This is a genomic window from Trinickia sp. Z7 (assembly GCF_056498045.1).
The window spans coordinates 497,261-521,432 of the sequence record NZ_JAUEQW010000002.1 but is presented as its reverse complement, the minus strand read 5'-3'; the positions used below and the strand labels follow the sequence as shown (position 1 = coordinate 521,432).

At 61.7% G+C, this 24,172-nt stretch carries 22 protein-coding genes and 1 pseudogene; 18 read left to right on the top strand and 5 right to left on the bottom strand.

Going from position 1 to position 24,172, the window contains the following annotated elements; genetic code table 11:
• The 3 genes and pseudogenes from prpB to QQS38_RS06395 form a co-directional block, all read right to left on the bottom strand.
• Nucleotides 1-157 (bottom strand): annotated as a pseudogene (gene prpB / locus QQS38_RS06405) (methylisocitrate lyase); the annotation flags it as partial.
• Complete coding sequence (locus QQS38_RS06400; protein WP_479644523.1) at nucleotides 154-1,167, bottom strand: HpcH/HpaI aldolase/citrate lyase family protein; 1,014 nt, start codon at nucleotides 1,165-1,167, stop codon at nucleotides 154-156. The pseudogene prpB and the gene QQS38_RS06400, both read right to left, overlap by 4 nt.
• A 207-nt stretch (nucleotides 1,168-1,374) precedes the next feature.
• Nucleotides 1,375-2,358, bottom strand: coding sequence for a malate dehydrogenase (locus QQS38_RS06395; protein ID WP_479644522.1), 984 nt, complete (start codon nucleotides 2,356-2,358; stop codon nucleotides 1,375-1,377).
• Between the two features lie 238 nt (nucleotides 2,359-2,596).
• Here QQS38_RS06395 and QQS38_RS06390 point away from each other — a divergent pair, with 238 nt between their 5' ends.
• From QQS38_RS06390 to QQS38_RS06350, 9 genes are all read left to right on the top strand, one after another.
• Complete coding sequence (locus QQS38_RS06390; RefSeq protein WP_277431208.1) at nucleotides 2,597-3,385, top strand: GntR family transcriptional regulator; 789 nt, start codon at nucleotides 2,597-2,599, stop codon at nucleotides 3,383-3,385.
• Between the two features lie 155 nt (nucleotides 3,386-3,540).
• On the top strand, nucleotides 3,541-3,957 hold the full coding sequence (gene sdhC / locus QQS38_RS06385) for a succinate dehydrogenase, cytochrome b556 subunit (RefSeq protein WP_479644521.1): 417 nt from the start codon (nucleotides 3,541-3,543) through the stop codon (nucleotides 3,955-3,957).
• A 5-nt stretch (nucleotides 3,958-3,962) separates the two neighbouring features.
• A complete protein-coding gene (gene sdhD, locus QQS38_RS06380; RefSeq protein WP_479644520.1) occupies nucleotides 3,963-4,331 on the top strand; it encodes a succinate dehydrogenase, hydrophobic membrane anchor protein in 369 nt (122 codons plus the stop codon).
• Nucleotides 4,332-4,334: 3 nt separating this feature from the next.
• On the top strand, nucleotides 4,335-6,110 hold the full coding sequence (gene sdhA, locus QQS38_RS06375; RefSeq protein WP_479644519.1) for a succinate dehydrogenase flavoprotein subunit: 1,776 nt from the start codon (nucleotides 4,335-4,337) through the stop codon (nucleotides 6,108-6,110).
• A 28-nt stretch (nucleotides 6,111-6,138) separates the two neighbouring features.
• Nucleotides 6,139-6,843 (top strand): succinate dehydrogenase iron-sulfur subunit, encoded by a 705-nt coding sequence (locus tag QQS38_RS06370; protein ID WP_479644518.1) that lies wholly within the window; start codon nucleotides 6,139-6,141, stop codon nucleotides 6,841-6,843.
• 73 nt (nucleotides 6,844-6,916) lie between these two features.
• Nucleotides 6,917-7,195, top strand: coding sequence for an FAD assembly factor SdhE (locus QQS38_RS06365; protein WP_479644517.1), 279 nt, complete (start codon nucleotides 6,917-6,919; stop codon nucleotides 7,193-7,195).
• Between the two features lie 68 nt (nucleotides 7,196-7,263).
• Nucleotides 7,264-8,568, top strand: a complete 1,305-nt coding sequence (gltA, locus tag QQS38_RS06360) for a citrate synthase (protein WP_479644516.1) — start codon at nucleotides 7,264-7,266, stop codon at nucleotides 8,566-8,568.
• A 226-nt stretch (nucleotides 8,569-8,794) separates the two neighbouring features.
• Nucleotides 8,795-9,079 carry a hypothetical protein gene (locus tag QQS38_RS06355; RefSeq protein WP_479644515.1) on the top strand — a complete coding sequence of 95 codons (285 nt, stop codon included), beginning with the start codon at nucleotides 8,795-8,797 and terminating at the stop codon, nucleotides 9,077-9,079.
• Between the two features lie 8 nt (nucleotides 9,080-9,087).
• Nucleotides 9,088-9,612 (top strand): helix-turn-helix transcriptional regulator, encoded by a 525-nt coding sequence (locus QQS38_RS06350; protein ID WP_479644514.1) that lies wholly within the window; start codon nucleotides 9,088-9,090, stop codon nucleotides 9,610-9,612.
• A gap of 155 nt (nucleotides 9,613-9,767) precedes the next feature.
• Here QQS38_RS06350 and QQS38_RS06345 read toward each other — a convergent pair whose 3' ends face one another.
• Nucleotides 9,768-10,253, bottom strand: coding sequence for a GNAT family N-acetyltransferase (locus tag QQS38_RS06345; protein WP_479644513.1), 486 nt, complete (start codon nucleotides 10,251-10,253; stop codon nucleotides 9,768-9,770).
• Nucleotides 10,254-10,541: 288 nt separating this feature from the next.
• Here QQS38_RS06345 and QQS38_RS06340 point away from each other — a divergent pair, with 288 nt between their 5' ends.
• The 4 genes from QQS38_RS06340 (at nucleotide 10,542) to QQS38_RS06325 (ending at nucleotide 16,111) form a co-directional block, all read left to right on the top strand.
• Nucleotides 10,542-11,207, top strand: coding sequence for a GntR family transcriptional regulator (locus QQS38_RS06340; protein WP_479644512.1), 666 nt, complete (start codon nucleotides 10,542-10,544; stop codon nucleotides 11,205-11,207).
• The gene (locus QQS38_RS06335; protein ID WP_479644511.1) at nucleotides 11,191-12,456 is read left to right on the top strand and encodes a dicarboxylate/amino acid:cation symporter; all 1,266 of its coding nucleotides are present in this window, start codon (nucleotides 11,191-11,193) and stop codon (nucleotides 12,454-12,456) included. Before QQS38_RS06340 ends, QQS38_RS06335 begins: the two co-directional genes overlap by 17 nt.
• 625 nt (nucleotides 12,457-13,081) lie before the next feature.
• Nucleotides 13,082-14,950: a carboxypeptidase-like regulatory domain-containing protein gene (locus tag QQS38_RS06330; protein ID WP_479644510.1), complete on the top strand. Its 1,869-nt coding sequence runs from the start codon at nucleotides 13,082-13,084 to the stop codon at nucleotides 14,948-14,950.
• Between the two features lie 432 nt (nucleotides 14,951-15,382).
• A complete protein-coding gene (locus QQS38_RS06325) occupies nucleotides 15,383-16,111 on the top strand; it encodes an SDR family oxidoreductase (protein WP_479644509.1) in 729 nt (242 codons plus the stop codon).
• A 111-nt stretch (nucleotides 16,112-16,222) separates the two neighbouring features.
• Here QQS38_RS06325 and QQS38_RS06320 read toward each other — a convergent pair whose 3' ends face one another.
• Entirely contained in the window at nucleotides 16,223-19,006 is a 2,784-nt protein-coding gene (locus QQS38_RS06320; RefSeq protein WP_479644508.1) for a putative bifunctional diguanylate cyclase/phosphodiesterase, read from the bottom strand.
• Between the two features lie 303 nt (nucleotides 19,007-19,309).
• Here QQS38_RS06320 and leuC point away from each other — a divergent pair, with 303 nt between their 5' ends.
• The 5 genes from leuC to asd all read left to right on the top strand — a co-directional run bounded on the left by leuC (nucleotide 19,310) and on the right by asd (nucleotide 24,148).
• Complete coding sequence (gene leuC / locus QQS38_RS06315) at nucleotides 19,310-20,719, top strand: 3-isopropylmalate dehydratase large subunit (RefSeq protein WP_479644507.1); 1,410 nt, start codon at nucleotides 19,310-19,312, stop codon at nucleotides 20,717-20,719.
• A 4-nt stretch (nucleotides 20,720-20,723) separates the two neighbouring features.
• A complete protein-coding gene (locus tag QQS38_RS06310; protein WP_479644506.1) occupies nucleotides 20,724-20,867 on the top strand; it encodes an entericidin A/B family lipoprotein in 144 nt (47 codons plus the stop codon).
• 5 nt (nucleotides 20,868-20,872) lie between these two features.
• Nucleotides 20,873-21,523, top strand: coding sequence for a 3-isopropylmalate dehydratase small subunit (gene leuD / locus QQS38_RS06305; RefSeq protein WP_479644505.1), 651 nt, complete (start codon nucleotides 20,873-20,875; stop codon nucleotides 21,521-21,523).
• A gap of 76 nt (nucleotides 21,524-21,599) precedes the next feature.
• Nucleotides 21,600-22,667 carry a 3-isopropylmalate dehydrogenase gene (gene leuB, locus QQS38_RS06300; protein ID WP_479644504.1) on the top strand — a complete coding sequence of 356 codons (1,068 nt, stop codon included), beginning with the start codon at nucleotides 21,600-21,602 and terminating at the stop codon, nucleotides 22,665-22,667.
• A 359-nt stretch (nucleotides 22,668-23,026) separates the two neighbouring features.
• The gene (asd, locus tag QQS38_RS06295; protein WP_479644503.1) at nucleotides 23,027-24,148 is read left to right on the top strand and encodes an aspartate-semialdehyde dehydrogenase; all 1,122 of its coding nucleotides are present in this window, start codon (nucleotides 23,027-23,029) and stop codon (nucleotides 24,146-24,148) included.
• Nucleotides 24,149-24,172: the final 24 nt, after the last annotated feature.

The window sequence follows — 24,172 nt, the reverse complement described above, 5'->3', positions numbered from 1 at the left end:
CGCCGCCGGAGAGGTAGACGGCTTTGAAGCCGGTGGCTTGCGCCATCTTGGCCGCATAAGCGGTGATCGCGCCGACGACTTGCAAGGGCTGCTCTTGGGCAACGGCGGCGCGAAATGCCGCGCCGGCGGAACCGACGGCTGAGGGTTGTGCAGTCATGATGTCCCCGGGGGGCTAACCTGAGTGTTGAAAAGGGGCTCGGTCTCGGGCGGCAGCGGCCGGCCGGTCGCGCGTGCTCGGCGCAGCACCGACCAATAGAAACGGTAGCTCGCGCGATCATGCAGTGTATCGCCGTGGCGCGTGGGGCCCCATTGCGCGGCGCGAGCCGCAAGCAGAATCTCGGCGGCGGCGGCGATCGCCTCGTCACGCGGCGCGAACGCGCCGACGATGACAGGAACTTGTGCCGGATGAATGCTCCACATGCGGGTGTAGCCGAACTCGTCGCGCGCGCGTGCCGCATCGGCGGCCACGACCGACATGTCGCGGATTTCCGTGCTGACGTTGTGCGAGGGGACGCGGCGGTGCGCGTGGCAAGCCGCGGCGATTTCGAGCTTGGCGCGCCGCACGAGCGGATGGTCGAACTGCCCCGGCGAGCGCATCGCCGAATCGGGAATCGCGCCATCGTGCGCGGATACGAAATCCATCAAGCCGAACGAGAGCGCTTCGACGGTCGGCAGCGATGCGAGCCGGAAAACATCGGCGAGCGCACCGTGGGTTTCGATCAGAAGCTGGGTGGGAACCGGCTTCTCGATCCCGAACTCGCGGCGCGTGGCTTCGATGAAGGCGCACATCTCGGCGGCATCGGCCACGTTGCGCACCTTCGGAAGCGCAACGTACGCCGGCGCGCGCTTGGCCGCGCGCAGGATGAGCCGAACGTCGTCGCGCCAGTGCGGATGGGTGAAATCGTGAATGCGCACGCCCACGCGCCCGAAGCGATCGTGCTCGCCGCCTATGAGCGAGGCAACGAGTTCGGCGTGCTCGGCTTCATGGCCGACCGCTGCGCCGTCTTCGCAATCGAGCGTCACGTCGAAAACGGGCCCGAGTTGCACCTGCAGCGCAAGCGATTTGAGCATCAGCTTTTCGCTGCCCGCATAGTGATCGCATACGGGCAAGAGCGCGGGCGGCGCTTCGCCATCGAACAGCACTTCCGCGGGAGTGAGGGCGCGCATCGTCGGCGTCGGCAGCTTCAATCGTTACGAGAAAACGGATTCGAACGCGCTCTGCTTCGTACCGCATGCGAAGCGACCAATTGTCGCAAAGCGCGCGCGAATCCGGACGAAAGTCCGGCGCCGGTGGCCTGCGTGAAAATGACGCGGGACGCGGCGCCGGGCTCTCGCGCGGCATGCCCGCTCGTGCGGGCATGCCGGGCGCGGCGATCAGCCGAGCAGATGTTGCACGCCGTCGCGCTCTTCGAGCAGCTCTTTCAGCGTGAAGTCCATCTTCTCGCGGGAGAAGGCGTCGATCTCGAGGCCTTCCACACGCTTGTATTCGCCGTTTTCGCAGACGACGGGCACGCCGTAGACGATGTCTTCAGGGATGCCGTACGAGCCGTCCGACGGGATGCCCATCGTGACCCACTTGCCGTTCGTGCCCAACACCCAGTCGCGCACGTGGTCGATTGCCGCATTGGCAGCCGATGCGGCCGAGGACAGGCCGCGGGCTTCGATGATCGCCGCACCGCGCTTGCCGACGGTCGGGATGAACACGTTGCGGTTCCATTCGTCGTCGCTGATGAGCTTCGTCAGCGATTGGCCTTCGGCCGTGGCGAAACGGAAATCGGGGTACATCGTCGGCGAGTGATTGCCCCACACGGCGAGCTTTTCGATCGAGGCAACGGGCTTGCCCGATTTCGCGGCGAGTTGCGACAGCGCGCGGTTGTGGTCCAGGCGCAACATGGCCGTGAAGTTCTTCTTCGGCAGATCCGGCGCCGACTTCATGGCGATGTAGGCATTCGTGTTCGCCGGATTGCCGACGACGAGCACCTTCACGTCGCGGCTCGCGACTTCATTGAGCGCACGCCCTTGAACCGTGAAGATCTCGGCGTTGGCGGAAAGCAGATCCTTGCGCTCCATGCCCTTCGAGCGCGGGCGCGCGCCCACCAGCAGCGCGACGTCGGCATCCTTGAATGCGACCTTCGGATCGTCCGTCACGACCACGCCCGCGAGCAGCGGGAAAGCGCAGTCTTCGAGCTCCATGACGACGCCCTTGACCGCGCCTTGCGCTTGCGGGAGGTCGAGCAGTTGCAGGATGACGGGCTGGTCCTTGCCGAGCAGATCGCCGTTGGCGATACGAAACAGCAGCGAGTAACCGATTTGACCTGCGGCGCCGGTGACGGCAACGCGCTTTGCGGACTTAGCCATTGAACTCTCCAGGGATGCGTTGGTGCGTTTTGGTGCGACTACGCTAGGGAAAAGCGCTATTTTATGCGCGTTAAGCAAAGCGTGTAGGCGTAGTGTCCCAAGACACTCGGCCCGTGCCCGCGACGGAGTGTAGGAGTGAGGCTGGGCAAAGTCAACCGTATCTTATGTCTTATATAAGACATATGAATTTGCGATGAAGACCTGGACGGGTGCGCGCCCTTTGTGTTGAAATGCGCGGATGAATCCGAACCAGGCAAGCGCTAGCAACCCGAACGGCCAGAGCGGCGACGGCCCGGCCGCGGGCGGGGCTTCGCCTACGTTCAGCCCACTGTATCAGCAAATCAAGGGGTTGATCACGCAAAGCCTGGAGTCGGGCGAATGGAAGCCGGGCGAGATCATTCCCAGCGAAGTCGAGTTGGCCGTGCGCTATAAGGTCAGCCAGGGCACCGTGAGAAAGGCGATCGACGAACTCGCGGCCGAGAACCTGCTCGTGCGCCGCCAGGGCAAGGGCACGTTCGTTGCGACGCACAACGAGGACCGCGCCCAGTTTCGCTTCTTGCGGCTACTGGCCGAGGACGGCGCGGAGCATCCCCACATCAGCAAGCTGCTGGAATGCCGGCGCTTGCGGGCGCCGGCCGAGATCGCGCGTCAGTTGGATTTGAAGCCGGCCGACCCTGTCGTCCTGATCAAACGGTTGCTGCAGTTCGACGGCGTGACGACGGTGCTCGACGAGATCTGGTTGCCGGGCGCCGTGTTCCGCGGGCTGACGCTCGAGCGCCTGAGCGAATACAAGGGACCGCTGTATGCGATGTTCGAAGCGGAGTTCGGCACCCGCATGATTCGGGCGTCCGAGAAGATCCGCGCGGTGGCGGCCGAGCCGGCTGTAGCCGAGTTGCTCGGCGTGCCTGCTGCATTTCCACTGTTATCCGTGGAGCGCGTGTCCTATACCTACGGAGATCGGCCTGTCGAAGTGCGCCGTGGTTGGTATGTCACAACCGGGTACTACTATCAAAACGACTTGAGCTGATGCGGGTTTGCGCGCCGCGCAGACGGCGCCGGACCGAGTGGGAATGTGCGCGTTCGTTGCACGCAATGCAACGGTGTTATCCGGGTTTCGCTGCGCCGCGGAATGAAAAGGCGCTAAAATCGCGGGTTAGTGTGACTACATAGTAGGGGTCTAGCATGGCAGAAGCCGTAAAAAAACCGAGACCGGAGTACCGGAACATCGGTGTGGGGCAAATCTTGACGGCGTACCGTCTACCGTTAGCGGGGCGAGTATCGATCCTGCATCGGGTCAGCGGCGCGCTTCTCTTCTTGTTCCTTCCGTTTCTGCTTTACCTCTTCAGTCAAAGCCTCACCTCCGAACTCAGCTTCGAAGTCTTCAAGGGCTTTCTCTCCAACATCGTCGTCAAGCTCATCACGCTCGTGCTGGCGTGGGCGTTCCTGTTCCACTTCTGCGCCGGTATCCGTCATCTGGTGATGGACACGAATCATGACGCCGTGTCCAAGGAAGGCGGCAAACGCACTTCCGTGATCGTCTTCGTGGTGTCGTCGGTTCTGACGATCGCCTTCGCGCTCAAACTATTCGGAGCTTTCTAAGAAAAATGGCAGCCAACAACCGAATCGGCTCGAAGCGCCTCGTCGTCGGCGCGCACTACGGCATGCGCGACTGGCTCGCGCAACGTCTCACGGCCGCGATCATGGCCATCTACACCGTCATCCTGCTCGTCTGGTTCTTCGGCGCGCAAGATTTCTCCTACGACGGGTGGGCCTCGATTTTCGCCACTCAATGGATGAAGCTCGCGACGTTCGTCACGTTGCTCTCGCTTTTCTACCACGCGTGGGTGGGCGTGCGCGACATCTGGATGGACTATGTGAAGCCCGTCGGCACCCGGCTGGTGCTGCAAGCGCTGACGATCGTCTGGCTGCTCGCATGCGCGGGCTACGCTGCGCAGATTCTCTGGAGAGTGTAAAGAATGGTTGCAATCAAGAATTCTCTGCCGCGTCGCCGCTTCGACGTGGTCATCGTCGGCGCGGGTGGTTCGGGGATGCGCGCATCGCTGCAGCTCGCACGGGCCGGGTTGTCCGTGTGCGTGCTCTCGAAGGTGTTCCCCACGCGGTCGCACACGGTCGCCGCGCAAGGCGGCATCGGCGCATCGCTCGGCAACATGAGCGAAGACAACTGGCACTTCCACTTCTACGACACCATCAAGGGCTCGGACTGGCTCGGCGACCAAGACGCGATCGAGTTCATGTGCCGGGAGGCGCCCAATGCCGTCTATGAGCTCGAGCACTTCGGCATGCCGTTCGATCGCAACGCCGACGGCACGATCTACCAGCGCCCCTTCGGCGGTCACACGGCCAACTACGGCGAGAAGCCGGTCCAGCGCGCTTGCGCGGCGGCGGATCGCACCGGCCACGCGCTGTTGCATACGCTTTATCAGCAAAACGTCGCGGCGAAGACGCAATTCTTCGTCGAATGGATGGCGCTCGATCTGATCCGCGATGCGGACGGCGACGTGCTCGGCGTGACGGCGCTCGAAATGGAGACGGGCGACGTCTACATCCTCGAAGGCAAGTGCACGCTGTTCGCCACGGGCGGCGCGGGCCGCATCTTCGCGGCGTCGACCAACGCGTTCATCAACACGGGCGACGGTCTGGGCATGGCCGCGCGTTCGGGCATTGCGCTGCAGGACATGGAGTTCTGGCAGTTCCACCCCACGGGCGTGGCCGGCGCGGGCGTGCTGATCACGGAAGGCGTGCGTGGCGAAGGCGGCATCTTGCGCAATTCGAACGGCGAGCGCTTCATGGAGCGCTACGCACCCACGCTGAAGGATCTGGCGCCGCGCGACTTCGTGTCGCGCTCGATGGATCAGGAAATCAAGGAAGGCCGCGGCGTGGGTCCGAACAAGGACCACGTGTTGCTCGACCTGTCGCATATCGGCGCCGAGACGATCATGAAGCGTCTGCCGTCGATTCGCGAAATCGCGCTGAAGTTTGCGAACGTCGATTGCATCAAGGAGCCGATCCCGGTCGTGCCGACCATCCATTACCAAATGGGCGGCATCCCGACCAACATCCACGGCCAAGTGGTGGGCACGCTGCGCGGCCACGAGGAAGTCGTCAATGGCTTTTATGCCGTCGGCGAATGCTCGTGCGTCTCGGTGCACGGCGCGAACCGCCTGGGGACGAACTCGCTGCTCGACTTGGTCGTCTTCGGCCGCGCGGCGGGCAACCACATCGTCAAGCACGTCAAGGAAATCAAGGAACACAAGCCGTTGCCGGCCGACGCCGCCGATCTGGCGCTGTCGCGCTTGGACAAGCTCGACAAATCGACCTCGGGTGAATACACGCAAGCCATTGCGGGTGATATTCGTTCGACGATGCAGGCGCATGCCGGCGTGTTCCGCACCTCCAAGCTGCTTGCCGAAGGGGTCGAGAAGATCAAGGAAGTCGCCGAGCGCGTGGATCACGTTCATTTGAAGGACAAGTCGAAGGTGTTCAACACGGCCCGCGTCGAAGCGCTCGAACTCGCGAACTTGATCGAAGTGGCTCGTGCGACGATGGTTTCGGCCGAAGCGCGCAAAGAAAGCCGCGGCGCGCATGCTCAGAGCGACTACGAGGAACGCGACGACGTCAATTGGCTGCGCCACACGCTGTGGTTCAGCGAAGGCGATCGCCTTGATTACAAGCCCGTGCATATGAACCCGTTGACGGTCGAATCCGTGCCGCCGAAGGCCCGTACCTTCTAAGCCGGCGCAATCAAAGGACACACGCGAAATGGCAACACGTACTTTCGAAATCTACCGCTACGACCCGGACAAGGACGCTGCGCCGCGCATGCAAACGTACGACCTCGAAATCGGGGTCGGCGACCGCATGCTGCTCGACGCGCTCATCAAGCTGAAGGCGCTGGACGAGACGCTGTCGTTCCGTCGCTCGTGCCGCGAGGGCGTATGCGGCTCCGACGCGATGAACATCAACGGCAAGAACGGCCTCGCCTGCTTGACGAATCTGAACGATCTGCCGCAAAAGATCGTGCTGCGTCCGTTGCCGGGGCTGCCCGTGGTGCGCGATCTGATTTGCGATTTCACGCAATTCTTCAATCAGTACCACTCGATCAAGCCGTACCTGATCAACGACACGCCGCCGCCTGAGAAGGAGCGCTTGCAGTCCCCGCAAGAGCGCGACGAACTGGACGGCCTGTACGAGTGCATTCTCTGCGCGAGCTGCTCGACGTCCTGCCCCAGCTTCTGGTGGAACCCGGACAAGTTCGTCGGTCCGGCAGGATTGCTGCAGGCGTACCGATTCATTGCCGACAGCCGCGACCAAGCCACCGGCGAGCGTTTGGACAATCTCGAGGACCCGTACCGTCTGTTCCGTTGCCATACGATCATGAACTGCGTCGATGTGTGCCCGAAGGGCCTCAATCCGACGAAGGCGATCGGCAAGATCAAGGAATTGATGGTTCGCCGCGCGGTCTGAGATGAGACTGGATCTTCCGCGTTCGCTGTACGCGCCGGCTCCCGACGATGCGATTGGCGCGTCGGGGCGCGGCGTGGCGCATACTGATGCCTCGCATCAGTCCGACCCGCTTCGCCGCGCGCGCCTTCGTTGGCGCTCCCGGCGGGGGCTGCTGGAAAACGACTTGATCTTCGAGCGTTTTTTCAGCCGATACGAGGAAAGCCTCAGCGATGACGACGTGGGCGCGCTCACTCGTCTGTTCGAGCTGGGCGACAATGACCTGATGGACTTGCTTCTCGCTCGCAAGGAACCGGAAGGCGACCTTTCCGACCCGGACATCGTCCGGGTGCTGGGGCTGTTGCGCGCCGTTTGAGCGCCGCATTGCTGGACGCGCCGCGCGCGCATGATCGGAAACCCGTTCCAACTTCGATTGAGGATGCTATGACTCCGTCAGATGTTAAAGCCACGCTCTCATTCAGCGACAATTCGCCGAGCGTCGAACTGCCGATCTACAAGGGCACACTGGGTCCCGACGTAATCGACATCCGCAAGCTGTACGGCCAAACCGGCAAGTTCACGTACGACCCCGGCTTCATGTCGACGGCGTCGTGCAACTCCGCCATCACGTATATCGATGGGGATAAGGGCGAACTGCTCTACCGAGGCTACCCGATCGACAATCTCGCGCAAAACGCGGACTTCCTCGAGACGTGCTACCTGCTGCTCAAGGGCGAACTACCCAACGCCAAGCAGAAAGCGGAATTCGTGGGCACGGTCACGCGCCACACGATGGTGCATGAGCAAATGCAGTTCTTCTTCCGCGGTTTCCGTCGCGATTCGCACCCGATGTCGATCCTGGTGGCGTCGGTCGGTGCATTGTCGGCGTTTTATCACGATTCGTTGAACATCAACGATCCGCATCACCGCGATGTCTCGGCCATTCGCATGATTGCGAAACTGCCGACGCTGGTCGCGATGGCGTACAAGTACAGCATTGGCCAGCCGTTCGTCTACCCGAAGAACGATCTGTCCTACAGCGCGAATTTCATGCGCATGATGTTCTCCAATCCGTGTGAAGAGTACAAGATCAACGACGTGCTCGTGCGCGCGCTCGATCGCATCTTGATTTTGCATGCCGATCACGAGCAAAACGCTTCGACCTCGACGGTTCGTCTGGCCGGGTCCTCGGGCGCCAATCCGTTCGCTTGCATCGCCGCGGGTATCGCTTGTCTGTGGGGGCCGGCGCATGGCGGTGCGAACGAGGCTGCGCTGAACATGCTCGAGCAAATCGGTTCGCCCGACAACATCTCCGAGTTCATCAAGCAAGTGAAGGATAAGAACTCGGGCGTGAAGCTCATGGGCTTCGGCCACCGCGTCTACAAGAACTACGATCCGCGCGCGAAGCTCATGCGCGAAACGTGCCATGAAGTGCTCGAGGAGCTGGGCTTGCACGATGATCCGCTGTTCAAGCTCGCGATGCAGCTCGAAAAGATCGCTCTTGAAGACGAATACTTCGTGTCGCGCAAGCTCTATCCGAACGTCGACTTCTACTCGGGTATCGTGCAGCGCGCGCTCGGGATCCCGACGTCGATGTTCACCTGCATTTTCGCGATGGCGCGTACCGTTGGCTGGATCGCTCAATGGAACGAGATGATTTCGGAAGCCGAGCAGAAAATCGGCCGTCCGCGTCAGTTGTTCATCGGCGAGACGCCGCGCGAGGCCAAGCCTATCGGCCAACGCGCCTAACCGCACACGCGGCTGCGCCGGCTCGACGAGCCGGCATGGATCGATAAAGCCTCGACGGGTCGCCCCGTCGGGGCTTTCTTTTTCAACGCGTCGCTATGCGTCGCCGGATTAGCCATTTGGCGTACTCACGCTCGGCTCGCTTACCCGGTACGCTTCATTCGTCGATCAACCCAAGGTTGTCGATTGACAACTAAACCAGCGAGCGGTATTCTTGCCGCGTTGACGAATGCAAAGACCACATCCGAAGAAGGAAATCGAAGCAGCACTCGTGTATGCCGAGGCTCGCGGCTGGCGCGTCCAGCCCAAGAAGGGAAACGGACATGCATGGGGAAGAATGCTTTGCCCGTACAACGATGCCGACTGTCGCTGCGGAGAATTCTGCATCACCAGTGTGTGGAGTACCCCGCGCTGCGCAGCCAACCATGCGAAGGACTTGAAGCGCATAGTCGATCACTGCACCGTGGCGCAATGGATCGGCGCTTTGACGTCGCGTGAAGCTTCAATTACTTAGGAGTGCCAATGAAATACACTTTTACGCTCAAATTCCAGTTGGCCGATGACGAGACGGATCACGAGGAAATCGTCGAACGCCTTTTTGAGGCAGGTTGCGACGACGCCACGGTCGGCATCGGACAGCCGGGGCGAATCGCACTTGCGTTCACGCGTGAAAGTACCGACGCCTGGTCGGCTATCTATACGGCGCTGAGCGATGTCAAACGCGCGATCGCATCGGCCCGACTCGTCGAGGCGGGTCCCGATTTCGTAGGGCTCACAGATGTTGCCGATGTCGCCGGTGTCACACGCCAAAACATGCGCAAGCTGATGCTCACGCACGCATCGCAGTTCCCGCTTCCCGTGCACGAAGGCAATCCGTCGGTGTGGCACCTTTCGGACGTGCTCGCGTGGCTCATGAGCCGTGGGGACTATTCCATTAGCGTTGATCTCATCGAGATCGCGAAGTCGACCAAGCAAGTCAATTTAGCGAAGGAGGCGCGCGAGCTCGAACCGCGCACCACCCGTCAACTGGCGGCACTGGTGGCATGAGCGCGCGAGCCGGCGCATGCGCAGTATCAGGATGACAACACACGTAATGACAAGCGATCCAATGCGTGCGGCTGTCGCCCGTCCGCGCTATGACTGGTCGTGTCGGGTGACCCGAGCGGCAGCGTGCCGGTGTCCGTTCGAGTAGGTTTGCCTGTTTATTCGACGTCGATAATCGGGTTACCAGGCAATACATAATGCATTTCGTAGAACAGCAGGTCGCCTCTGGATGGCAATGTAAAAGGGGGAGACGAAGAGGTGAAGCCGAGGGCCTCGTAGAACCCGCGGGCTGATTCCCGTGCCGTACACCAAGCGAGCCTGCCGCCGTGCCTGTGTGCATGGTCGAGGCACAGCTTGATCAAGATGCGGCCGAATCCGAACCTTCTCGCGTTGGGCTCGACAGCGACAGCGCGTAAGCGCCAAGTCGAATCGCTTAGCGATCCGGGCAACGGTTCCGCACACGTGGTTGCGATGGCGATGATGCGTTCCTGGTCATAGACGGCAACGTGCAACGTTGTCGGTTCTTCGTCGCCACGGAAACGGCACGGGTTGGATGGGTCGTTGAGCAGGATCGAGCGCCGCACCGGGATAACGTGCTCCACGGATACGGCGCGTATGGAAAAGAGCGAGGGGCTATCGGGCATAGCGAATCCGCAGTGTCGGTTATATGCGAATCTTTCTAATGTTTTACACATAGATTCGAACGCGTAAGACTGTCTTGTCTAGCATACAGCCGCCGAAGGCGCCCGGGATTGCGCAGCATCATATGGAATTTAGCGCCTCGGGATACGCGCTCGGTTGCACGCAGCATTACCGGAATCGAGAGTCGTTTATACTCCCGGGAATATCTGGCCCATTCCCTCGTGCAAGTGTGTAACCGTCTTGGTCGACGGACGAATTTTCCGGAAATAACGAACCAGTCGAGATCTCAGATGGCGGCAGACCGTCAATCCGATACCCAAACGGCCTATACGCAGATCCGTTCTCGAATTCTCGATGGGCGTCTTGCGCCCGGGCATCGCGTCTCGCCGCGCAATATGGCCGACGAGTTGATGCTTGGCCATATGCCTGTGCGCTCAGCAATTCAGCGCCTCGTGGTGGAAGGGCTGGTCGAGGTCATTCCTCGCAAAGGCACGTACGTCACGGCCCCGACCAAAATCGACTTACGCGAGATATTCGAAGTCAGGCTTGCGCTGGAGAGCACGGCGGCCTATTTGGCGGCGGTGAGCGGGGCGACCGACGGCTTGGCGGCTGCGGCGCAGCAATTGCGCCGCATTGTCGACGAAGGGGCGTCGGATCTGATGACGGAGCAGCGAATCGGGTGGGTCTTTCATCAAGAGTTGTTCGCTGCCGCGAAAAACGATCGGCTTTACACCACCTACAGAATGTTGCGCGCCCAGACAGGGCTCGCCCTCAACGAGTTGCATCGGGATGATGCCGCGACGGTGCGGCGTGGCACGTTGGAGCACCTCGGCATTTATGCGTCCGTTCAAGCGAGAGAGCCGGAAGCGGCACGTCGGCACATGTGGAATCACATTCTCGATGGCACCGACGCCAGAATCAAACTCATCCGAGGCCAACATGGCAAACCAGCGTAAAGGGATTCTTTCCATTCCCGTGCAGATGGTCGCGGGGCTCGTGCTCGGTGCGTTGTTCGGCATGCTAGCGCCGGCTATTGCAACGAAGCTGTCGTTCCTCTCGGCCATCTTCGCCCACGCGATAAAGATGGTCGTCATGCCGTTGATCCTGCTCTCGGTCACGGTCGGCACCTTCCGCGCCGGCGTGCAGCGCGGCCGTCTTGGGCGCACCGCGGCGCTCAGCATCGCATTTTTCATCGTGGCGACGTTCGTCGCGGCCGCGCTCGGCCTCGGGCTCAATTTTCTGTTTCACCCGGGCGTGGGCGCGAGCATGACCGAGACCGCCTCGATGCCGAAGAATCTGGCAAGCGGCGTCGATTGGATGCAGTTCGTGGTGGATCTCGTACCGGCTAACGTGGTCTCGGCGCTGGCCGCCGGCAATTCGGTCCCCGTGCTGGTGTTCGGCGTTTTGCTCGGCTCCGCGTTGGCTGCCGTGCAAGACAAGGCGGGGCCGCTCGTGGCGGTGCTCGATTCGATGCTCGCCGCGCTGTTCAAGTTGACCGAGTGGATCGTCGCATTTTCGCCGGTCGCCATTTTTGCGACGCTCGCCGGTTTGCTTGCGTTCAAGGGCATGTCCGCGTTGACGCCGTTGCTCAAGCTGCTGGGCGTTGCATACCTTGGCATGGCGATTCTTGCGATCTTACTGACGCTGATCGTCAAGGCGACGGGGCTTTCGGCGCTAGCGGTGGTGAAACACGTGAGCGAGCCGCTGATTCTCGCGTTCACAACGCGTTCGTCGGAAATCACGTTTCCATTGCATTTGAAGAAATTGACGGAGATGGGCGTGCCGCAGCCTATCGCATCGACGATTCTGCCGCTGTCGTACATTTTCAATCGCGACGGCGCGGTGCTCTATACCGCGTTGGCCGTCGGGTATCTGGCCGACGTCTATCACTTGACGTGGAATTGGCCTCTCGTGTTCACGATTGTCGTGTTGACGACGATCATGATCGACGGCGCCGCCAACGTGCCGTCAGGGGCGGTCGTGGCGATCACGGTCATCCTCGCGGCCATCGGCCTACCTGCGGAAGCCGTCCTGCTGATTCTCGGCATCGATGCGTTCTTCGATATGGGCCGCACGGCATTGAATGTCTATGCGAGCACGGTTGCAACGGCATTTGCGCTGCGGGTATCCGGCGAACCGTTGCAGCCGGCGCTCGAGAGAGGCGACCGCTCGCAAGCGCTGACGTCGTTGCGCGGCAACGCTTGAGAGTGCAATGGTTTCAGCCGATTGTGCGGGTTGTGCGCGGCTCCATTGATTCTCGTTTTGCGCATGGCGGTAGCGTTTGCGCAGCCCTATTAGTATTCGCGCCGCTAACGTGAATGCCGTACCGATTCTCGAATTTGTAATCGAAAACGTTTGCTTTTTCCAAAGTGTCCCGTATTGCTCGCGTTTCGTTGGCAGACGTTAAATTTGCGTCTGCTGAATAGCCCATCCGGAGCGCATATATCGCTCACGGGCCCGATACCGCAGGCCATTTTTTTTGCCATTTGCCATTGCCCGCGATGAACGCTTCGCGTAATCTTTTTCGCGGCTTGAAGCAGCTGGCGTTCCAAGCCAAGACTCAAAAACTCGATGAATGAATGACGATATTGGACTTTGCCGACATCGGCGAACCCAATGACTCTGTCTTCAGCTATTCGAATAACAAATTTCGAATCCCTTTCATGGGATCATATCTGACGAGGAAAATAAATTGAAGAACATGCGTAGCTCGGGGTTTCTGAAGTTCACTCTTTGTGCCACGATGGCCGTCGTCTTATCCGCCTGCGGGGGCGGCGGATCGAGTTCCAGCTCGGCCGCCACCGGGTCGACTGTTGCAAACGCGAGCACGATGTCGGGAACGGTCGCGGTGGGCAACGCCCTGTCCGGCGCCACTATCACCGTCATCGATGCCAACGGCAACACCGCCAGCGCGACGTCTAACACCAACGGAAGCTACACCGTTTCGCTCGCGGGGCTGACCGCACCGTTCGTCGTTACGGCCACTGTGCCGTCAGGCGTATCCACTACCCTCTATTCGGTGGTCGCAAACGCTTCCACTCGTAGTGGCGCCGCATTGACCGTCAATGTGACGCCATTGACGACGGCAGTCGCCGCGCTGCTCGCTGCGGACGGCAATCCGCTCTCGCTGATTCAGTCGGGCGTTTCCTCCACGGTGACGTCGTCGGCGGTGACGGCCGCAATCGCCAAGCTCAATTCCGCGTTGTCCTCGATCCTCGCCGCCAACGGCCTTTCGCCGTCATCGTTCGATCCGATAGGCGTTACGTTCACACCGGATCAGACAGGCGTGGATGCGGTTATCGATTCCATTTCGGTTTCGCCTTCGGCGGCAGGGAGAGGCTTGCAGCTTGTCAGCATTGCCGATCCGAACGCGCCGATTCAATTGAACTCGAACACCACGGTTTCGACGCCGCTCGTGACGCCTTCGTTGCCTGCGAACTATCTTGCCTCGCTCGTGACTTCAATGTCGCAATGCATGGCCGACGTGCAAGGCGGGTCGACTACCGGTGCGAGCACGGCATGCGCTAGCGCGCTCGATGCGAACTATCTCAACAACGGGATGGACTTCGCGCACCGGCACTCGCTGTTTTCCAAGGGCACGACGCTGCAGGGGGTAAAGACGGTAGCCTTCTTGCCGAAGGGGACGCTGCCGAGCATCTCCAACCCTGCCGCACTCGTGTACTTCCTCATCTCGCAGCCCGACGGAAAACAGAACTTCGCGAGCGACATCGTTCAGCAACTGCCTAGTGGCCGCTGGGACGTCATCGGCAATCAAGCCCAGTACGCCGCTTACGTCGCTTCGTTCGTCGGCCGCGTGCAATATGTCGACAGCGCGGATGCAAGCAATGGTCGCTACGAGGCGGGCTTGGCGATTCAGATCCCTACATCGGTGACCGTCAACAATACGCCGACAGGCGTTGGGTCGGCGCTGGTCCAGGGTCCCGGCTTACCGGCTAACGGCACCTACATGGTGGGACCGCTGGCTGGCTTTGGGCCTTATCTGACGTTTCCGCTCAAGACCGTTTCGGCACCGCCCAATGTGCAGCCGGGGTTGTCCCCGGCATGGGTGGATGCCGGTATGAGCGATCAATACAAGTGGTCCTGGCAAGCGCTATCCGCAGGGCAGACCGTGTCCGTGCCGACGACGCCCGACTATGCTCCGGCCGCCACCGACGTCTCGGCCATTACGCAGTTCGGTGTCTACACGGTCACGCTGTTCGACTATGCGGGCAACCAAATCGGCACGCCTCAGAAGGTGCTCAACATCGCCCAGAATGCGAGCGCGGCAAGCGGTGCAACGGTGCCTTGGCCGACGCTGGGCAGCGACGTCATCGCTAATTTGTTGACCCCGGGCGGTGCGGGCGCGATGACTGCGGCTTCGACGGCGCGGTCATCGGCCACGATCGATTGGTCGGTGCCCTCGGCAAACTTGTCGTATCCGAACACCTGGGTGCAGGTCAATTCGCAGGGCGCCGGAATATTCGCCAATGGTCTGCAGACATACCAGAAGCAGCCCTACGGCATGATGAATACGGCCTCGCCGACTATCAACGGAACGGCGTATTCGTCGATCATCGCCGGTTATGTGGATCAATTGACGTCGACTACCAATGGTGCGGCTGAATCCGCCGCACAAGTGCAAGTCGGCTGGCAAGCCGACGGTCGTTACTACACGAGCACATGGCAATACAACAATTGAAGTTGGGCGAACCGGCCTAGGTAGGATCGCTCAACGATCTTAAGGCCGGCTCGAGCGGGAGCAAAAGGGGCGCGGTCATCCACGCCCCCTTTTTTCGTGTGCGATGCGTCAAGCGAAATGCGGCTTCAATCTGGCCCGTGTCTTGACAAGTCGTTCGCTACCTACGATCATCTGCTCGGTGATAGAGCAAATGATCGATTGATCTTGTGACTGCTCCCATTGAGAAGAGAAGCGGCTGACGCCGCGCAAGCCATGCGGTCACTCAGCCGGCGTGGCCGCGATCCTCAGGAACCGCGGCAATGCGGCCGAACGAATCGCAGACGTGGGCTATCGCGTGCACGCGCCGTTTCATCATTCGTCATTGGGGCTGTCCACCCATCACCGCTGCTCGATCGAGCCGGCGACGACGACCAACCAAAAGAGGCGGAGACGATGTCAGGAGAACTGCAGGGAAAAGTCGCTGTCGTGACGGGCGCAGCTTCGGGAATTGGGCGCGCGAGCGCCGATGCCATGTTATCGGCCGGCGCGCGCGTCGTGCTGGCCGATCGCGACCAAGCCGCGTTGGCTTCGCTGTGCGGTGAGCGCGGCGAAGCCGCGATGCCGCTCGTGATCGATCTGCTCGATCCGAAAGCATGCGCTGCACTCGTGCCCCGCGCCCTGGAAATGGCGGGGCAAATCGACATCCTGCATGCCAATGCGGGAACCTATGTCGGCGGCGATTTGGTCGATGCGCAGACCGAGGCGATCGACCGCATGCTGCACCTGAATATCAACGTCGTGATGAAGAACGTCCATGACGTCCTGCCGCATATGATCGAGAGGCGCACCGGCGACATCATCGTGACGAGTTCGCTGGCCGCGCATTTCCCGACGCCGTGGGAGCCCGTCTACGCTTCGTCGAAATGGGCGATCAACTGTTTCGTGCAAACGGTGCGTCGTCAGGTTTTCAAACATGGCATACGCGTCGGCGCGGTCTCGCCCGGCCCCGTCATTAGCGCATTGCTTGCCGACTGGCCGGAGGAAAAGCTCAAAGAGGCGAAAGACTCGGGCAGCCTGATCGAAGCCGACGAGGTCGCGTCGGCCATCCTCTTCATGTTGACGCGGCGGCGCGGCGTCACGATCCGCGACATCGTGCTGATGCCCACCAACTTCGATCTGTAACGCCAAGGCCAACGCCAACGCCAACGCCAACGCCAACGCCAACGCCTAAACACCGCCGCGTCGACTGCGCGTCTCGCCTCGCTCGCCCGAGTGGAGCGCGGGCTGCGCGGATCATCGAGCGCTTGCGTTCGCCGCTGCCGCGTATGCGCTCGGCGATGAGGCCTCGAACCTCGCGAAGTAGGCCGGAATCTCCGCGGCAGGCAGCGGCTTGGCGAAATAGTAGCCCTGCATCACATGGCAGCCGCTCGTCCTGAGGAACGCCAGTTGGTCCGCGCTTTCGACGCCTTCCGCCACGATGTCGAAATCGAGGTTTCGCGCGAGCGCCAGGACGGCGCGGATGATCGCCTCGTCCGTGCGATTGACACCGATTCCGCGGACGAACGACATATCGATCTTGAGGCGATCGGCGTGGAACGTGCGCAGATACGACAAGCTCGAATAGCCGATCCCGAAGTCGTCGATTGCGATCGATAGACCCATCTGGTTGAGCGCGTGCAGCGCCGGAAGCGCACCGGGAACCACCAACGCACTTTCCGTAATCTCGAGCTCGAGGTGGTGGCTCGCGAGTTGCGAGGCGGCGAGCGCGCGTCGCACGACGTCGCAAAAATCTGCGCGTGCGAGCTGACTGGGCGAAACGTTGACGGACATGCGCAGTTGCGGATAAATGCGCGCCCAGTGTTTGGCTTGCGCACAAGCAGTATGGAGGACCCATTCGCCCATTTGCTCGATCATCCCGTTTTCTTCGGCAAGCGGAATGAAAGTGGACGGGCCCACCGCGCCGATCACCGGGTCGCACCACCGGATCAGCGCCTCGACGCCGCACGGACGGTGCTCGCGCACGTCGATCTGCGGCTGATAGACGAGCTCGAACGCGTTGCGCTCGACGGCCTCGCGCAACCGGCGCAGTAGCGCGATGCGCTGATCTGCCACGTCGGCGAGATTCCGTTTGAAGCGCTCGATGCCGTTGCGGCCTCGCGCTTTGACCTCGTACATCGCAAGATCGGCGTGCTTGAGAAGCGTCTCGGCGTCGGCGCCGTCCGCCGGATAGCACGCTATGCCGATGCTCATCTGCACGCGCAACTGAGTGTCGTCGATGGAGACGGGCGCGTCGAACGCGTTCGTGACGCGCTCGAGCAACGCGGCCAGCCTGCTTTCTTCGTGCGGCCGCCCGAGCATCGCCACGAACTCGTCGCCCCCATAGCGCGTAACGACGCTGTCCGCGCCGAGACAAGCGGACAGGCGCTCCGCAACCTTGCGTAAGAGCCGGTCGCCGGCGCCGTGACCGAGACTGTCGTTGACATCCTTGAAGCGATCGAGGTCCATGAAGAGCAAAGCGAACTCGCGTTGCTCTTTGATCGCCTGGTCCACCAGCTCTCGCAACGTCAGCCGGTTCGGCAAGTCGGTCAGGGCGTCTCGGCGCGCTTGCATGACGACCCGGTCGCGCGAGTCGATGAGCTCCGTCAAATCGCTGACCACCGCGATGTGATAGGCAAGCGTACCGCGCTCATCGGATACCGATGCCGTGTCCATCTGATTCCAGAACGGCACGCCGTTTGCGCGCCGGCTCTGCAGCAACACGGTCGAGTCGCTTCGCTTCGCTAGCGTGGCGCGAATTTGCGGAAGCAACTCGCGTTCGCTGCGTCCCCTGCACAACGATGCATAGTCCTGGCCGATCATTTCAGAAAGCGCGTAGCCCGTTATTTTTTCAAAGGCAGGGTTGGCGTATTCGATCACCTCGCCTTCCTCGGAGGCGCGGCTGATCAAGACGCCATTGCCGATGGCGTCCAGCGCACGGCTACGCAGTCGCAGCGCGAGTTCGGCGCGCTTGCGCTCGGTCACGTCGATGGCGGTGATGAAGCACGCCTTACGTTTGGCGTAGGTGAGGAAGTGATACGAGAGATCGACGTACACCGGCGTTCCATCTGCTCGCCGGTGACGGCATATGCCGGCCGCTCCGCTCGATGTGCCCGCTGAAAGTATGTTGCCCAGATCGCGGTGAAATGCCGACATGTCGGCTTGCGCATAGAGCGACGCCATGTCGCGTGTGCAAAGTTCGTCCAGAGGCGTGCCGTATTGCGCTGCTGCCGCCCGGTTCGCTGTGATGACCTGCAGTGTGTCCACGTCGAAGATCAACATCGGCAGCGGATGATGCTCGAAATATTCACGGAAACGCCGTTCGTGTTCCTCGGCGATGACGCGCGCGCGTTGCCGCGCGAGGCCTTCGCGATAGTGGGCGATGAACGCATAGCTGAGCAGGGAGCAGGCTACGAGCGCACTGAGCGCGAGCACGATCCCCTCGATTTCCATGTGACGGTTGGCGCTTTCGGAGCTGGCGTGCAGGATCGCAGTTTGCGTTTCTCTGAGGGTGGTGAGCTGCCCGACGATCTGATCTAGCAACCGGTTCGCATCGAGCAGCCGCGCGCTGTCCACTGACGCGCGTCCGCCTTCCAGGCGAGCGTTGACGGAAATCTCTGCCAACTGCCATGCCCAGCGCGCGGTTTCCTCACGCAAGAGGTGCACCGTCGCCAGATCTCGCGGGCTGTTGGCATAGCCTTGCTCCAATCGCTGGAATGAGCCGACGGCGGCGCCCACGCGCGTGATCGGCCATGCGAAGGACGACTGGCGAGCGGTGCCGAATCCTTCCAGAAAGTCCGCATTGGCGCGCAGGTAGATGGTTTGGAGGGAATCGATCTCATTGCGTATGAGCGCTGCGCGGAGTCTGACTTCGTCGACGTGCGCTCTCCACAGCAGCGTATATCCCGTGCCGACGGCGAACATGCCGACGCCCGCCAGCACCAGCGCAACGGTGAGCGGCAGTCGGCTGGCCGCATGCGTATGCCGCTGCCACCACCTCATCGCGAGGCCGGCGATGTCGAAAAAGGGGGCGAATTTCATCGGATAGAACTAAGGGCGCGGAAGAGCACCGAGCATGTAAGACGCGCAAAGGGATGCACCGGCCGCCCGGTCGCACTGTGGTTCCTTACCCGTATATCGGTCAGGGGCACGAAAAACTTCAGTGAGCGATCACCCTAATCGCTGCGCGGGCCTACCCGGGAAGACAGGAACCTGGTACTGGAACTACCACCCAACCCACTGTTTTTTATCGCTTTTTCCGATGGCGCCGGTGTCGCGGCGGGAGGCGGCGTGGCATAATCGAGCGCACCGGGATTGCCCGTTGCCACGATTACCGCGCATACCATGTCAAAGACTCTCTACGACAAGTTGTGGGACTCGCACGTCGTCCATACCGAAGAAGACGGCACGACGTTGCTCTACATCGATCGTCATTTGCTGCACGAAGTCACGAGCCCGCAAGCGTTCGAAGGCCTCAAGCTCAACGAGCGCCCGCTGTGGCGCGTGAGCGCAAACCTGGCGGTGTCGGACCATAACGTGCCGACGACCGATCGCAGCCACGGGATCGCCGATCCCATATCGAAGCTGCAAGTCGATACGCTCGATACCAACTGCGACGCCTACGGCATCACGCAATTCAAAATGAACGACATGCGCCAAGGCATCGTTCATATCATCGGTCCCGAGCAGGGCGCCACGCTGCCCGGCATGACGATCGTGTGCGGTGATTCGCATACGTCGACGCACGGCGCGTTCGGCGCGCTCGCGCACGGCATCGGCACGTCGGAGGTCGAGCACGTGCTCGCCACGCAAACCCTCTTGCAAAAGAAGAGCAAGAACATGCTCGTCAAGATCGAGGGTCCGTTGCCGCGCGGCTGCACGGCCAAGGACGTCGTGCTCGCAGTGATCGGCAAGATCGGCACGGCCGGCGGTACGGGCTACGCAATCGAATTCGGCGGCTCGACCATTCGCTCGCTGTCGATGGAAGGCCGCATGACCGTCTGCAATATGGCGATCGAAGCAGGCGCACGCGCAGGCATGGTTGCCGTCGACGATACGACCATCGACTACCTGAAGGGCCGGCCGTATTCGCCGCATGGCGTCGAATGGGATCACGCCGTCGAATATTGGCGCACGTTCGTCTCGGATCCGGGCGCGCATTTCGACCGGGTGGTCGAGATCGACGCGGCGCACATCGTGCCCCAAGTCACCTGGGGCACGTCGCCCGAGATGGTGACGGCGATAGACGGCCGGGTACCCGATCCCGAACGAGAGAAAGATCCGGTCAAGCGCGACGCGATGGAGCGTGCGCTGCAGTACATGGCGCTCGAGCCGAACCTGCCGATGGAGGCGATCAAACTCGACAAGGTGTTCATCGGTTCATGCACGAATGCCCGCATCGAGGACATCCGCGCCGCCGCGTACGTGGTGAAGAAGCTCGGCCGCCGCGTCGCGCCGAATATCCGGCTGGCGATGGTGGTGCCGGGTTCGGGGCTCGTGAAGGCGCAGGCCGAACGCGAAGGGCTCGACAAGATTTTCGTCGCAGCCGGCTTCGAATGGCGCGAGCCCGGTTGTTCGATGTGCCTCGCGATGAATGCCGACCGGCTCGATCCGGGCGAGCGTTGCGCTTCCACGTCGAATCGCAATTTCGAAGGGCGTCAAGGCGCGGGCGGCCGCACTCACCTGGTGAGCCCCGCGATGGCTGCGGCTGCAGCGATCGAAGGCCATTTCGTCGACATTCGCAAGTTGGGGTGAGGCTATGAAAGCTTGGACGTTCTGGCGTCGCGCCGCATCGATTGCGCTTGCCGGCGCCTTGCTGGGCCTCGCGGGCTGCAACACGGTTGCCGGGTTCGGTCAGGACATGACCGATGCGGGCCACGCCATCAAGAAGGCTGCGGAGTAAAGAACATGGATAAATTCATCGTACATACTGGGCTCGTCGCGCCCCTCGATCGGGAAAACGTCGATACCGACGCGATCATCCCGAAGCAGTTCCTGAAGTCGATCAAACGCACCGGCTTCGGGCCGAACCTGTTCGACGAGTGGCGTTATCTCGATCATGGGGAACCCGGTCAGGACAATTCGCGCCGGCCGCTGAACCCCGACTTCGTGCTCAATCAGCCGCGCTATCAGGGCGCATCGGTGTTGCTCGCCCGCAAGAACTTCGGTTGCGGCAGCTCGCGCGAGCACGCGCCGTGGGCGTTGCAGCAATACGGCTTTCGCGCGCTGATCGCGCCTAGCTTCGCCGATATCTTCTTCAACAATTGCTTCAAGAACGGCGTGCTGCCGATCGTGTTGCCGGAGCAGCAAGTCGATCATCTGTTCAACGAGACGTACGCGTTCAACGGCTACCAGTTGACGATCGACCTCGAGGCTCAGCGCGTGCGTACGCCCGATGGCCGCGAGTACGCATTCGAAGTCGACGGCTTTCGCAAGTATTGCCTGCTGAACGGTTTCGACGACATCGGCCTTACGCTGCGTCACGCCGACAAGATTCGCGCATTCGAAGCCGAGCGGATGGCCAAGCAGCCTTGGCTCGGCCACCGAATCGTCGGCTAAAGCGCATTGCGCACTCGCGGCGACGCAAAGCGGAAAACCGATAAAGCGGCAAACCGACAACCCGATAGGACTCCTAATGAAAATTGCTGTGCTCCCCGGTGACGGCATCGGCCCGGAAATCGTCAAGGAAGCGGTCAAGGTACTCGATGCGCTCGGCGAAAAGTTCGAGATGGAAGAGGCGCCCGTGGGCGGCGCCGGCTATGAGGCGAAAGGCCATCCGCTGCCCGAGGCGACACTTGCGCTCGCGAAAGAGGCCGACGCGATCTTGTTCGGCGCAGTGGGCGATTGGAAGTACGATTCGCTCGAACGTGCGCTGCGTCCCGAGCAGGCAATCCTCGGATTGCGCAAGCATCTCGAACTGTTCGCCAACCTGCGTCCGGCCATCTGCTATCCGCAACTGACGGGTGCTTCGTCACTCAAGCCCGAAATCGTCTCCGGCCTCGATATCCTGATCGTGCGCGAGCTGAACGGCGACATTTATTTCGGCGCGCCGCGCGGCGTGCGGCAGGCGCCGGACGGCCCCTTCGAAGGCGCGCGCGAGGGGTTCGACACGATGCGCTACTCGGAGCCGGAGGTGCGGCGCATCGCGCACGTAGCGTTCCAGGCGGCGCAAAAGCGCGCGAAGCGGCTGACCTCCGTGGACAAGGCCAACGTGCTCGAAACGTCCCAGTTGTGGAAGGACGTGATGATCGACGTGGCGAAGGAATATCCGGACGTCGAGTTGTCGCATATGTACGTGGATAACGCCGCGATGCAGCTCGTGAAGGCGCCGAAGTCGTTTGACGTCATCGTCACGGGCAACATGTTCGGCGACATTTTGTCCGACGAAGCGGCGATGCTCACGGGCTCGATCGGCATGCTGCCGTCGGCTTCGCTCGATCGCAACAACAAAGGGCTGTACGAGCCCTCGCACGGCTCCGCGCCCGACATCGCGGGCAAGGGCGTGGCCAATCCGCTGGCAACGATCCTGTCGGCGGCGATGATGCTGCGCTATTCGCTGAACAAGGCGGAGCAGGCCGGCCGTATCGAGAAGGCGGTGCAGAAGGTCCTCGAAGCGGGCTACCGCACGGGCGACATCGCCACGCCTGGCTGCCGCCAGGTCGGCACGGCGGATATGGGCGACGCGGTGCGCGCGGCGCTCTGATCGGTGCAGGCGTTTCGTGCGGCGGGGCGTTGTTGCTCCGTTCGCACGAAACCCGCTGAAATCAGGGTTTTTTGCTGGATTGCCTGCACCGGCTGGCGCGCCGATGTGGATTTTTCGTGTAGACTGTGCCGATGGCGAATTTGTCCCCGATCCCCTCGATTGAAACCCCGCACGGCGATACGGCCCGTGTGGGCGGGTTCGCCATGGCTGGCGTCGTCGGCATTGCCGGCGCCATCGCCATTATTACGATTACCCCCAAAACGATCACGAAACGCTGATCGTCCGTCGTGCCCGCCCGTCTTCCCCGCGCGGTCACGCCGGGCAAGGTTGCGGGGAAGCGTCCACTCCAAGGGTTAGTCATGAACGTAGGTCTCGTAGGTTGGCGCGGCATGGTCGGCAGCGTCCTGATGCAGCGGATGCAGCAGGAAGGCGATTTCGATCTGATCGAACCGGTGTTTTTCAGCACCAGCAACGTGGGCGGCAACGCGCCGTCGTTCGCCAAGAACGAGACGAAGCTCAAAGACGCCAAGAGCATCGACGATCTGAAGAAGTGCGACGTCGTCATCACCTGCCAAGGCGGCGATTACACGAACGAGGTGTTCCCGAAGCTGCGCGCGGCGGGCTGGAACGGTTACTGGATCGATGCCGCGTCGTCGCTGCGTATGGCCGACGACGCCGTCATCGTTCTCGATCCGGTGAACCTGGATGTGATCAAGGACGCACTCGTCAAAGGTACGAAGAATTTCATCGGCGGCAACTGCACCGTTAGCCTGATGCTGATGGCGCTCGGCGGTTTGTTCAGCGCGGACCTCGTCGACTGGATGACGGCCATGACCTATCAAGCCGCTTCGGGCGCGGGCGCGCAAAACATGCGCGAGCTGCTGTCGCAAATGGGCGCATTGCACGACGCCGTCAAGCCGCAACTGGCCGATCCGGCATCCGCCATTCTCGATATCGACCGCCGCGTGCTCGAAACGATGAATTCCGACGTCATGCCGACGCAGCATTTCGGCGTGCCGCTGGCCGGTTCGTTGATCCCGTGGATCGACAAGGATCTCGGCAATGGCATGTCCAAGGAAGAGTGGAAGGGCGGCGCGGAGGCCAACAAGATTCTCGGCAAGCCGGCCATGGGGCAAGCCGGTTCGATTCCTGTCGATGGCCTGTGCGTGCGCATCGGCGCGATGCGCTGCCATTCTCAGGCGCTGACGATCAAGCTGAAGAAGGACGTGCCGCTCGACGAGATCAACGGCATCCTCGCAGCGGCCAACGATTGGGTGAAGGTCGTGCCGAACGAGCGCGAAGCGTCGATGCGCGAATTGTCGCCCGCAGTCGTGACGGGCACGCTGTCGGTGCCGGTCGGCCGGTTGCGCAAGCTCGCCATGGGCGGCGAATACCTGTCGGCGTTCACGGTGGGCGATCAACTGCTGTGGGGTGCCGCCGAGCCGCTGCGCCGCATGCTGCGCATCCTGCTGGAGAAGTAAGCTGCAGGGCGCGCGGGCGGGCGG

Excerpts from the sequence above, each read along its gene's own strand:
- gltA (WP_479644516.1), top strand. The coding sequence starts at position 7,264 with ATGACTCCGTCAGATGTTAAAGCCACGCTCTCATTCAGCGACAATTCG.
- QQS38_RS06395 (WP_479644522.1), bottom strand. The coding sequence starts at position 2,358 with ATGGCTAAGTCCGCAAAGCGCGTTGCCGTCACCGGCGCCGCAGGTCAA.
- QQS38_RS06330 (WP_479644510.1), top strand. The coding sequence starts at position 13,082 with ATGTCGGGAACGGTCGCGGTGGGCAACGCCCTGTCCGGCGCCACTATC.
- QQS38_RS06335 (WP_479644511.1), top strand. The coding sequence starts at position 11,191 with ATGGCAAACCAGCGTAAAGGGATTCTTTCCATTCCCGTGCAGATGGTC.
- QQS38_RS06310 (WP_479644506.1), top strand. The coding sequence starts at position 20,724 with ATGAAAGCTTGGACGTTCTGGCGTCGCGCCGCATCGATTGCGCTTGCC.
- QQS38_RS06390 (WP_277431208.1), top strand. The coding sequence starts at position 2,597 with ATGAATCCGAACCAGGCAAGCGCTAGCAACCCGAACGGCCAGAGCGGC.
- QQS38_RS06350 (WP_479644514.1), top strand. The coding sequence starts at position 9,088 with ATGAAATACACTTTTACGCTCAAATTCCAGTTGGCCGATGACGAGACG.
- sdhA (WP_479644519.1), top strand. The coding sequence starts at position 4,335 with ATGGTTGCAATCAAGAATTCTCTGCCGCGTCGCCGCTTCGACGTGGTC.
- QQS38_RS06370 (WP_479644518.1), top strand. The coding sequence starts at position 6,139 with ATGGCAACACGTACTTTCGAAATCTACCGCTACGACCCGGACAAGGAC.
- QQS38_RS06325 (WP_479644509.1), top strand. The coding sequence starts at position 15,383 with ATGTCAGGAGAACTGCAGGGAAAAGTCGCTGTCGTGACGGGCGCAGCT.
- leuC (WP_479644507.1), top strand. The coding sequence starts at position 19,310 with ATGTCAAAGACTCTCTACGACAAGTTGTGGGACTCGCACGTCGTCCAT.
- QQS38_RS06320 (WP_479644508.1), bottom strand. The coding sequence starts at position 19,006 with ATGAAATTCGCCCCCTTTTTCGACATCGCCGGCCTCGCGATGAGGTGG.
- sdhC (WP_479644521.1), top strand. The coding sequence starts at position 3,541 with ATGGCAGAAGCCGTAAAAAAACCGAGACCGGAGTACCGGAACATCGGT.
- QQS38_RS06400 (WP_479644523.1), bottom strand. The coding sequence starts at position 1,167 with ATGCGCGCCCTCACTCCCGCGGAAGTGCTGTTCGATGGCGAAGCGCCG.
- asd (WP_479644503.1), top strand. The coding sequence starts at position 23,027 with ATGAACGTAGGTCTCGTAGGTTGGCGCGGCATGGTCGGCAGCGTCCTG.
- QQS38_RS06355 (WP_479644515.1), top strand. The coding sequence starts at position 8,795 with ATGCAAAGACCACATCCGAAGAAGGAAATCGAAGCAGCACTCGTGTAT.
- sdhD (WP_479644520.1), top strand. The coding sequence starts at position 3,963 with ATGGCAGCCAACAACCGAATCGGCTCGAAGCGCCTCGTCGTCGGCGCG.
- QQS38_RS06345 (WP_479644513.1), bottom strand. The coding sequence starts at position 10,253 with ATGCCCGATAGCCCCTCGCTCTTTTCCATACGCGCCGTATCCGTGGAG.
- leuB (WP_479644504.1), top strand. The coding sequence starts at position 21,600 with ATGAAAATTGCTGTGCTCCCCGGTGACGGCATCGGCCCGGAAATCGTC.
- leuD (WP_479644505.1), top strand. The coding sequence starts at position 20,873 with ATGGATAAATTCATCGTACATACTGGGCTCGTCGCGCCCCTCGATCGG.
- QQS38_RS06340 (WP_479644512.1), top strand. The coding sequence starts at position 10,542 with ATGGCGGCAGACCGTCAATCCGATACCCAAACGGCCTATACGCAGATC.